Origin of the sequence: Mycobacterium sp. (genome assembly GCF_049802695.1) — a bacterium.
Classification (GTDB): Bacteria; Actinomycetota; Actinomycetes; order Mycobacteriales; family Mycobacteriaceae; genus Mycobacterium.
In genome coordinates this window covers 1-10,788 of the sequence record NZ_JBARMY010000160.1, presented here as the reverse complement: position 1 = coordinate 10,788, position 10,788 = coordinate 1, and the positions used below count along the sequence as shown (strand labels likewise).

The 10,788-nt window shown below is 66.9% G+C and carries 6 protein-coding genes and 1 tRNA gene; 5 read left to right on the top strand and 2 right to left on the bottom strand.

The features are described 5' to 3' along the window. From WA317_RS06605 to WA317_RS06590, 4 genes are all read left to right on the top strand, one after another. A partial coding sequence (locus WA317_RS06605) for an ATP-binding cassette domain-containing protein (RefSeq protein WP_425172275.1) occupies positions 1-1,721 on the top strand: 1,721 nt, incomplete at its 5' end. Continuing rightward, positions 1,718-3,670 (top strand): acyl-CoA dehydrogenase, encoded by a 1,953-nt coding sequence (locus WA317_RS06600; RefSeq protein ID WP_425172274.1) that lies wholly within the window; start codon positions 1,718-1,720, stop codon positions 3,668-3,670. The genes WA317_RS06605 and WA317_RS06600, both read left to right, overlap by 4 nt. Before the next feature lie 127 nt (positions 3,671-3,797). Continuing rightward, entirely contained in the window at positions 3,798-4,166 is a 369-nt protein-coding gene (locus WA317_RS06595) for a hypothetical protein (RefSeq protein ID WP_425172273.1), read from the top strand. A gap of 432 nt (positions 4,167-4,598) precedes the next feature. After that, positions 4,599-8,732 carry a molybdopterin-dependent oxidoreductase gene (locus WA317_RS06590; protein ID WP_425172272.1) on the top strand — a complete coding sequence of 1,378 codons (4,134 nt, stop codon included), beginning with the start codon at positions 4,599-4,601 and terminating at the stop codon, positions 8,730-8,732. Between the two features lie 4 nt (positions 8,733-8,736). Here WA317_RS06590 and WA317_RS06585 read toward each other — a convergent pair. Further along, a tRNA-Asn gene (locus WA317_RS06585) sits at positions 8,737-8,809 on the bottom strand. A 138-nt stretch (positions 8,810-8,947) separates the two neighbouring features. Between WA317_RS06585 and WA317_RS06580 the strand changes: the two genes are divergently transcribed. Next, complete coding sequence (locus WA317_RS06580) at positions 8,948-9,196, top strand: hypothetical protein (RefSeq protein ID WP_425172271.1); 249 nt, start codon at positions 8,948-8,950, stop codon at positions 9,194-9,196. On the opposite strand, the gene WA317_RS06575 is transcribed toward WA317_RS06580, so the two are convergent. Next, on the bottom strand, positions 9,197-10,788 hold a 1,592-nt coding region (locus WA317_RS06575; protein ID WP_425172270.1), incomplete at its 5' end, for a toprim domain-containing protein. It lies immediately after the preceding gene.

Below are 10,788 nucleotides of genomic sequence, written 5' to 3'. Positions count from 1 at the left end.
CGCCGCCGCCGCGCCCGGAGCCGGCAGAACCCACACCGGCACCACAGCCGGCGAGGAACCACGGCCTGCGGGTGCAGCAGCTCGAGGTCGCCATCGACGGGCGCCAGATGCTCACCGACGTCTCATTCACCGCGCGCCCGGGCACGCTGACCGCCGTCGTCGGGCCGGCCGGATCCGGAAAGACGTCGCTGATCAACACCCTCGCCGGCCTCAGCCAACCCAGCGGAGGCTCGGTGGTGCTGGACGGCCACGAACTCGACGCAGCGACGCGCTCACGGATCGGAATGGTTCCGCAGCACGACGTGGTGCACCGTCAGCTGACCGTCGAGCAAGCCGTGCGGTACACCGCCGAGTTGCGGCTGCCGCCGGACACTTCCGCCGAGGAGCGCGACCGCGTGGTGCACCAGGTGCTCGCGGAACTGGAGCTGAGCTCGCGGCGCACCATCCAAATCGGCAGCCTGGCCCGCGAGGCGCGCAAACGGGCGTCGATAGCCGCCGAACTGGTCACCGGGCCGTCGTTGCTGGTGCTCGACGAGCCGGGCGCCGGCCTGGACCCGGTGCACGAATACCACGCGATGGAGACACTGCGCCGGCTCGCCGACACCGGCCGCGTCGTCGTAGTGGCCACCGCATCACCGGCGAACCTGCAGCTCTGCGATCAGGTGGTGCTCCTCAACGCGAACGGCACCCTTGCGTTCGCCGGGTCGCCCGCCCAACTCGGCACAGCGCTGGGCACTGCCGACTGGTCGGAGATCTTTCACCGGCTGGCCACCGAGCCCGACGCCGCGCACCAGATTTCTCTGGCTCGCCAGAGTGCGCCCCCACCGGCGGGTCCGGTCCAGCCCGCCGCCCCGGCGCCGCGTCTGCCGAAGCGCCGCCAGATCGCCGTCGCGGCAAGGCGGCAGGCCTGGCTGATCGTCGGCGACCAGCGCTACTTCATCTTCCTGACCATCCTGCCGATCCTGTTCGGCGCGTTGGCGTTGACGGTGCCCGGCCACACCGGATTCGGCAAGAGCGACCTGTTCGGTGACGGTCCCGACGAAGCCGTCGAGCTGCTGGCGTTGCTGAGCGTGGCCGCCGTGATCATGGGCACCGCGCTGACGATTCGCGACCTGGCCGGCGAACGTGGCGTCTTCGCGCGCGAGCGGTCCCTTGGGTTGTCACCGTCGGCGTATGTGACGGCCAAGGTGCTGGTTTACAGCGTGGTCGCGATCGTTCAGACCGGTATCGTCACCACCGCCGCCGTGGTCGGCAAAGGGGCGCCGACCAACCGGGCGCTGCTGCTGGGCGACCCGGTGGTGGAGTTGTATGTCGCCGTGGCTGCCACGGCCATCGTGTCGGTGATTCTCGCGCTGGCGTTGGCGTCGCTGGCCAGCCATCCCGAGCAATTGTTGCTCATCGCGGTGCTGGTGATCCTGCTGTCGATGGTGTTCTGCGGCGCAATGTTCCCGCTCGCCGGGGACTACGGCTTCAACGTGTTCTCCTGGTTCGTCCCGGCCCGCTGGGGATTCGCCGCCTCGGCGGCCAGCGTCGACCTCAACGGCATCGACGTGCTGGCTCCCCATGACCCGCTGTGGACCCACTCGACCGGCCATTGGCTGTCAGATCTGGCGATCCTCGTCGCCTTCGGCGCGGCCGGCATCGCTTTGCTGCGCTGGCGGCTTCGCGAGCCCACAACCGACTCGACCGCAGTCACGACGAAACGAAAGGCCCGGGTATGACCACCACCGCCGATCATTTGCGTAACACGTTGGACGGCCGTTGGCGCGACGCGAAGAACCGCATGCGAACTTCGCTGTCCAATCAGGTGTTTCGGCCGCACTACACACCGAACACCATGATCGCGCGCACCAAGGTGGCCGAGCAGATGGCGATCATGGCGGCCGAGGGCGCATCTGAAGATGCCTTCAACAAAGAACACGGCGGCACCGGCGACCTGGGCGCGGCGATCACCCACATCGAGATGCTGGCCATGTCGGACCTGTCACTGATGGTCAAAGCCGGCGTGCAGTGGGGTTTGTTCGGCGGGGCCGTCGAAAACCTCGGCACCGAACGACACCACAAGGCCTACGTGCAGAAGATCATCAATCTCGAACTGCGCGGGTGCTTCGCGATGACGGAGACCGGACACGGCAGTGACGTGCAGTCACTGGAGACGACTGCGACCTACGACGCGGAAACCCAAGAATTCGTCATCGACTCCGCCACCCCCACAGCGCGCAAGGACTACATCGGTGGCGCAGCTGAAACGGCAACCGTCGCAGCCGTCTTCGCCCAGTTGATCACGACTAAGGACGGCAAGCCGGAGGAACACGGCGTGCACTGCTTCGTGGTGCCGATCCGCGACGACGAGGGCAACGACCTGCCGGGTGTCACGACGTCGGACAATCTGTACAAGGGCGGGCTGCCCGGCGTGGACAACGGCCGCATTCTGTTCGAAAAGGTCCGCGTCCCGCGGGAGAACCTGCTCAACCGGTACGGCGACGTCGCGCCGGACGGCACCTACAGCTCCCCGATCGAAAATCCCAACCGCCGGTTCTTCACCATGCTCGACACCCTGGTGCGCGGACGCATCACCGTCGGCGGCAGCGCGGGTGCGGCCGCGCGGGTCGCGTTGGACATCGCCACCCGGTATGCGCTGCTGCGCAGGCAATTCAGCGCACCGGACGACGACCACGAAGTGGTCATCATGGACTACTTGGTGCATCAGCGGCGGCTGTTTCCGTTGATCGCCAAATCGTATGCGCTGCAGTTCGCGCAGAACCAGTTGGTTTCCAAATGTCACGACATCCAGACCGCAGAATCGCCCGACCTCGAGGAGCAACGCGAGCTGGGTTCGCGCGCCGCCGGACTGAAGGCGGCCAACACCTGGCATGCGAGTCGGGCGATTCAGGAGACCCGGGAGGCCTGTGGCGGAGCGGGATACATGGCCGAGAACCGGCTGATCGCGCTGCGGCAGGACATCGACGTGTTCACCACCTTCGAAGGTGACAACCATGTGCTGACGCAACTGGTGGCCAAAGAGCTGCTGACCGCCTACGCCGACGACATCCGCAGCATGAGCCCCGTCGACTGGGTGCGCTTCGGGGCCAACTTCGTCAGTACCCGGGTGCTGAAACGCACCGCGGCCGAGACCATCATCCAGACCATCGTCGACGCCCGCCAGGACAACGAAGAAGAGGGCAGCCTGTTCAACCGCGGCACCCAGATCCAGATGTTCGAAGACCGCGAGGAATACCTGCTCGCGTCGGTCGCGCGGCGGCTGCAGTCCCGCTCTGACGAGATGTCACCCTTCGACGCGTTCAACGGCGTGCAGGATCACGTGCTGCACGCTGCGCAAGCGCACGTCGACCGGGTGGTGCTGGAGGGGTTCGTCGCGGGCATCGAATCGTGCGAGGACGACGAAGCCGGCAAGATCCTCGGGATGCTCTGCGATCTGTACGCGCTGTCGGTGATCGAAGACGACAAGGCGTGGTACGTCGAGCACAAGTTCCTGTCCACCGACCGCGCCAAGGCAGTCACCCGCGGGATCAACGACCGCTGCCGGAAACTGCGGCCGCACGCCGAGACACTGGTCGACGGCTTCGGCATCCCCGAGCCGCTGCGCTACGCCGAGATGCTGCACCCGGAGAACCTGCCGAGCGACGTGAGTACGGGCCATTCGCCTTAATAATCAGTCGGCTAAGCTGTCGCGACGCCAGCCTGTAGCGGCGATCGCAAGCGCGGCACAGCCGGGCGCAGCGGGTCGCCGCCAACCGGCCTGGCGGCGTGTCCGTCACCAAGCAAGGGGGTAGCAGATGGCGTGGTACTTGGCATTGCAGGGTCCGCCCAACCGGATCGGCCAGTCGCTGAGCTACGAACTGCAGGAATCGGCGAATGTTCACCAGATCCAGCAGGAGCTGAGTAGTTCGGCGACGATCGACCGCGCCGTTCCCATCCCGGTGCTATTCCACAACCGCCGCGAGGTGACGCTCTACGTCCGGCCCGCAGCCTGGGGTGCGTGGGCGTTCTATGAGATGAGCGAGCAGGAACGGCAAGAACTGGCGGCCGCAAGTGTCAGCGCCCTAGCCCAAGCCCAGGCTCAGGCAACCAACCAGAAGCAGGCGAAGAACAAGCAGCCGCAGCAGCCGCAGGGCCCCTCGGTGATCCCGCGGCTGGACCGCTAACCGACGTTCGCGCAGTTCTCGGCGATCCGGCTGCGCCGCGGCGTCGCGAACCCAGCAGCGCCTCATCATGATCAGCTGGCACGCCGGGCGCACGCACAGCTGCCTGACAGCCGCGCGACGAAAACCGCTGGAAGACAACTTCTTTTCCAGCACGGCATGAGTGTCGGCTTGGCGCCCGCTGTGAACTCGAGCAAGGTTGCTTGAAACCGTCGCGCTGAGCGGCTATCCAAGTCGGAGTGGGGCTAGCCTGGCACCGGCTCGCTTGGTCAATGAGGACCGGTTCGGTTGGTTAACCGCATGTTTCGGGCAGCGCACCCGAGTGAATAGTGCCTGTGCGAGTAGATCGCAAATCGCCCGCAACATCCCATAACTGATACCGAAACATCTCCGCCGCACGATGGTGTTTGCCCTGCGCACGAGGAGGGAGTTCGCGTGGCTGCGCAGTCCGGCGCAAAACATGTCGACAGCTTATGCGCCTACTGCGGTGTCGGGTGCGGGATGGTTTTGCAGGTCAGCTCCGATCCGGAAACCGGCAGTCGGGTGGCCAGATCGTTCGGACAGAAGAGCCATCCCGCCAACTTCGGCCGGCTGTGCACCAAGGGCGCCACCACCGCTGACATGCTCGCCGCGCCGGGCCGGATGGACTCGGCATATCTGCGGCGCCGCCGCGGTGAGCCGCCCGATGCAGCCGACGTCGACGACGCGATCCAGGGGTGTGCCACCCGGTTACGCGCGATCATCGACGAGCACGGGCCCGACGCCGTGGCCATTTACCTGTCCGGGCAGATGTCCTTCGAAGCGCAGTATCTCGCCAACAAGCTGGCCAAGGGTTTCATCGGAACCAACCAGCTCGAATCGAACTCCCGGCTGTGCATGGCCAGCGCCGGCTCCGGCTACAAATTATCGCTGGGCGCCGACGGGCCGCCGGGTTCTTACCAGGACTTCGACCGGGCCGACGTTTTCTTCGTCATCGGCGCCAACATGGCCGACTGCCACCCGATTCTGTTCCTGCGCATGATGGACCGCGTCAAAGCCGGCGCCAAGCTGATCGTCGTCGATCCACGCCGCACGGCCACCGCTGACAAGGCCGACCTGTTCCTGCAGATCGCGCCCGGCACCGACCTCGCGTTGCTCAACGGGCTGCTGCATCTGATCGTCGAAGAAGGGCACACCGACCCGCAGTTCATCGCCGAGTTCACCGAAGGCTGGGAGGTGATGCCGAGTTTCCTCGCGCAGTATCCGCCCGACAAGGTGAGCGACATCACCGGCATCCCCGAAGCGGACATCCGCACCGCGGCACGATGGATCGGTGCAGCCGCGAACTGGATGAGTTGCTGGACAATGGGACTCAACCAGAGCACGCACGGAACCTGGAACACCAACGCGATCTGCAATTTGCATCTGGCGACCGGCGCGATCTGCAAACCGGGCAGCGGCCCGTTTTCCCTCACCGGACAACCCAACGCGATGGGCGGACGCGAAATGGGTTACATGGGGCCAGGTTTGCCGGGCCAACGGACCGTCACATCCGACGACGACCGGGCATTCGTCGAACAACAGTGGGGCATCCCCTGGGGCTCGCTGCGCACCGACGTCGGCGGCGGCGCCGTCGACATGTTCGCCCGGATGGCCGACGGGCAGATCAAAGCCTGCTGGATCATCTGCACGAATCCCGTTGCCAGCATGGCTAACCGAGCGCAGGTGCTGGCCGGTCTGGAACGCGCTGAGCTCGTGATAACTCAGGATGCGTTCTTCGACAACGAAACCAACGAATACGCCGACGTTTTACTGCCGGCCGCTCTGTGGACGGAGTTCGAGGGGGTGATGATCAACTCGGAGCGAAACCTCACCCTGTTCCAGCCGGCCGTGAACGCGCCGGGCCGGGCGTTGCCGGACTGGCAGATCATCGCGCGAATCGCCTGTGCGATGGGATATGCCGACTCCTTCAGCTACGAGTCAGCCGAAGATGTCTTCAACGAGATCAGGCGGTTCTGGAACCCCAAGACCGGCTACGACCTACGCGGCATCAGCTATAACCGGCTGCGGCACAGGCCAGTGCAGTGGCCGTGTCCGTCCGACAGCACCGACGACCGCAACCCGATCCGCTACCTGAACGACGGGGTGAGCCAGCACCGCCTCGTGCACCAGGACGCCAGCGTGCCGCGGTTGGCGTTCCCGACCGCCAGCGGCCGCGCCATTTTCTTCGCCCGCCCGCATCTGCTGCCCGACGAGATGCCCGACGATGACTATCCGTTCGTGCTCAACACCGGGCGTCTGCCGCATCAGTGGCACACGATGACCAAGACCGGCAAGGTCGCCAAGCTGAACAAGCTCAATGCCGGCCCGTTCGTCGAGATCCACCCCGAGGACGCCGCCCGGCTCGGCATCCGCGAGGACGATGCGGTCGAGGTCGCCTCCCGCCGTGGCCGTGCCGTGCTGCCCGCGGTCATCACCGATCGGGTGCGGCCCGGCAATTGCTTTGCCCCGTTCCACTGGAACGACGCCTTCGGTGAATACCTGTCGATCAACGCCGTCACCAACGACGCCGTCGACCCGATATCTCGGCAACCAGAGTTCAAGGCGTGCGCGGTCACCCTGACCAAGGTCGCCGTCAGCGACACCCGCAGCGCCAGCACCACCGAGCCGAAAGCACATCAATCGCGCCAAGCGGCGGCCTCCGGCCCGGCCGAAGTCGACGCGCTGGTCGAGTTGCTCGGCATCGCTGACGAACCCGCGCCGCACTTCGACCCGGTGGGGCGCCGCTACCTCTCCGGGCTGGTCACCGCGCTGCGATCAGACGTCGGCCGGCGCGGATGCGGGGTGCCGACGCTGCCCGTCAACGCCCCGTTCGAGCCGGGCACCCGGACGTGGGTCGACGGGCTGCTGGCCGGACTGTTCTCCCGCGTCCCGCAGCCCGGACCCGCACCGCCGGTTACCGCTGCCGAAGTGGTGCTGTTGTGGGCGTCGCAGACCGGTAATGCCGAGTCCGTCGCCGCCGACGCCGCGGCGCACCTGAGCGAATCCGGATTACCGACCGCGGTGCACGGCATGGATGACTTCGCGGTCGGCGACCTGTCGCCGGTGCAGCGGCTGCTGGTGGTCACCAGCACCACCGGCGACGGTGACCCACCCGACAACGCCCGCGAGCTGTGGAATGCGCTCACCGCCGACAGCGCGCCGCGACTCGACGGCACACGGTATGCCGTTCTGGCGCTCGGTGATTCAAACTATGACGACTTCTGCGGATTCGGACGCAAACTCGACAGCCGGCTCGCCGAGCTCGGCGCCACTCGCATCACCGACCGCGTGGACTGCGAGCCCGACTACGACGAGCCGGTCGCCCAGTGGCTGGCCGCCGTGCGTCAGACGCTGACCGGCACCGCCGACCGGTCCGACGGCCGCAGCGCCGACAATGGCTCGGGCGTCGGCGCGAAAGCCGAACCGCCGCAGTACACCAAGACACACCCCCTGATCACCACCCTGACGTGCAACACCGTGCTCAACGGTCCCGGCTCCACAAAAGAGGTGCGGCGAATCGCCTTCGCAGTTCCGGAGGGCACGCTGAGCTATGAGTCGGGTGACGCTCTCGGAGTATGGCCGCGTAACAGCCCCGCCCTGGTCGACGAATGGCTGGCCCTGACCAAACTGGACGGCGATAAGGTCGTGCACGTCCCCGGCCACGGGTCGATGTCGCTGCGGGTCGCGCTAAGCGAGCGGTTCGAAATCGCCCGCATCACCGGTGAACTGCTGCGTTTCGTCGCGCAACGCAGCGGCGACGACGACCTGGCCGGGCTGGTCAAACCGAAAAACAAGGCCGCGTTGGCCGACTGGATGTGGGGCCGCCAGTCGGTGGACCTGCTCGCGCAGCAGCCGGTGAGCGCCCGCCTCGACGACTGGCTGACTGTGCTCAAACCGCTTCAGCCGCGGCAGTATTCGATTTCCTCCGCCTTCCTGGAGAACCCACGCGAGGTCCACCTGACTGTCAACGCCGTGCGATACCGCTGCCGCAGTGTCCCGCGCGGCGGAGTGTGCTCCAGTTATCTGGCCGACCACGCCGACGGTGACAAGATCGGCATCTTCGTGCAACGCGCCGATCACTTCCGGCCACCCGCCGACCCCGACACACCGATGGTCATGATCGGCCCCGGCACCGGGATCGCACCGTTCCGCAGCTTCCTGCATCGACGCCGTCTGCTCGGCCACCGCGGCCGCAACTGGCTGTTCTTCGGCGAACGCAACGCCGCCACCGATTTCTATTACCGCGACGAGATCACCGCGATGCACGCCGACGGCTTCCTCACCGAACTCGACCTGGCGTTCTCCCGCGATCAGCCGCAGAAGGTCTACGTGCAGGACCTGATGCGCAGGCGCGGTGCCGAGCTGTGGCGATGGCTGCAGGACGGCGCACACGTCTACGTCTGCGGCGATGCCCAGCAGATGGCGAAGGAAGTCGACTGCGCGATCCACCAGGTGGTGGCGCAGCACGGAAATCTAGACCTCGACGCGGCGAGGGCTTATGTGCGTGAGCTGTCCGCGACGAAGCGCTACCAGCGCGACGTCTACTGATCTGCTCCCCCGCCTGGACTCGAACCAGGAACCTATCGGTTAACAGCCGAACGCTCTGCCAATTGAGCTACAGGGGACTGCCCGACCCTGCGCGGATCGCGGGATGACTCTAGCGTACCGACGCCCGCGCGGGCGATACGTGCCCCGCCACCGAGCGCCTGCCCGGCCGCTTGAGGCAGGATGGAACCCAACCGAACCGCCATGGGAGGACTGTTTTGATCCGGTATGCCGTCGTGCTCGGCCTGGGCTACGTGCTGGGCGCGAAAGCCGGCCGTCGTCGCTACGAGCAGATCATGGGCACCTACCGCGCCGTCACCGCCAGCCCAACCGCCAAATCGCTGGTCGACGCCGGTCGGCGCAAGGTTGCGGAACGGGTCTCGCCGGACGCGCAAATGGTGACCCTTGCCGAGATCGACACCACCACCAGCGTTATCGAGCCGCAGCACCGGGGCAGCACGAACTAGTCAGGCGGTCAGGTCGTCGCCGCTGGCCTGCTCCAGCAGGCTGCGCCGATACGCCTCCATCGCGACCAGGTCGCCGAACAGCGCGTGGTACTCGTCACTGTGCTCAACCGGCGACATCCGCTGCAACTTTGACTTGACCTCGGCGATCTGCCGGCCCACCCACACCTCCTGCAACCGGGCCAGCACCCCGGCGATGTAGCGGGCCAGCCTCTCGTCGTCGTCGACCAGGATCGATTCGACGCTCAGTTCGCCGATCAGCCCGGCTGCCGCCGGCGAGGCGGCCTGCCGTCGCACCATGTCCATCCACTGGCCACCGGTGATCCCGGCTGCTGCGCCGCCCGCTGCCGCGATCGCCACGCGTACGGCAGCGTAGCCGGGGTGGGTGAAACTTTCCGCGGTCAGCGCGTCGAACACCGGGCCGGCCAGCGCCGGATACTGCAGGGCCGACTTGAGCGCCTCCCGCTGCGGCCACAATGTCGGGTCGCGCGGGTCGGGCCGCAGCGGGGTGGACACCGACGCGTCGCGGCCGTTACCGGCGTTGTTTTGGTCCGGCGTTCCGCTCGGGCGGCGCGGCTTGGCCCGGCTTGGGTTCTTGGCAGTCTTGGCGTCCTCGCGCACCCGGCCGATGACCTGTGCCACGTCGTCCCAGCCCACCCAGCCGGCGAGCTGCCGGGCGTACTCGTCGCGCAGCGTCGGGTCCTTGATCTGGGCGACCATCGGCACGCAGCGCCGCAGCGCGGCCACCCTGCCCTCCGCGCTGTCCAGGTCGACCGCGGCCAGCGCGCTGCGAATGGCGAACTCGAACAGCGGGGTTCGCCGCGCCACCAGATCGCGCAGCGCGCCGTCACCGGACGCCAACCGCAGATCGCAGGGGTCCATGCCGTCGGCAGCGACGGCGACGAAAGACTGGCCGGCCAGGTGTTGCTCGCCGTCGAACGCCTTGAGCGCGGCAGCCCGCCCGGCTTCGTCGCCGTCGAACACGTAGATCAGCTCACCGCGAAAGAAGCTGTCATCCATCATCAGTCGCCGCAGCATCGACAGGTGCTCGTCACCGAACGCAGTGCCGCAGGAGGCCACCGCCGTGGTGACCCCCGCTGCATGCATCGCCATCACGTCGGTGTAGCCCTCGACGACGACGGCCTGGTGTCCTTTGGCGATGTCGCGTTTAGCCAGGTCGATGCCGAACAACGCGGCGGACTTCTTGTACAGCATCGTCTCGGGGGTGTTGACGTATTTGGCTTCCATCGGATCGTCGTCGAACAGCCGCCGCGCCCCGAATCCGATCACCTCGCCGGCTGACGTGCGGATCGGCCACAACAGCCTGCGGTGGAACCGGTCGATCGGGCCGCGCCGGCCCTGCCGGGACAGACCCGCGGCTTCCAGCTCTTTGAAGTCGAACCCCTTGCGCTGCAGGTGCTTGGTCAACGAGTCCCAGCCCGACGGCGCGAATCCGCAGCCGAACTGCCGGGCAGCGTCGGCGTCGAAGTTGCGTTCGGTCAGGTAGCGGCGGGCCGGGGCCGCTTCGGCGGATGCTAGCGCCTCGGCGTAGAACGCCACGGCGGCCGCGTTGGCGGCGACCAGCCGGCTGCGGG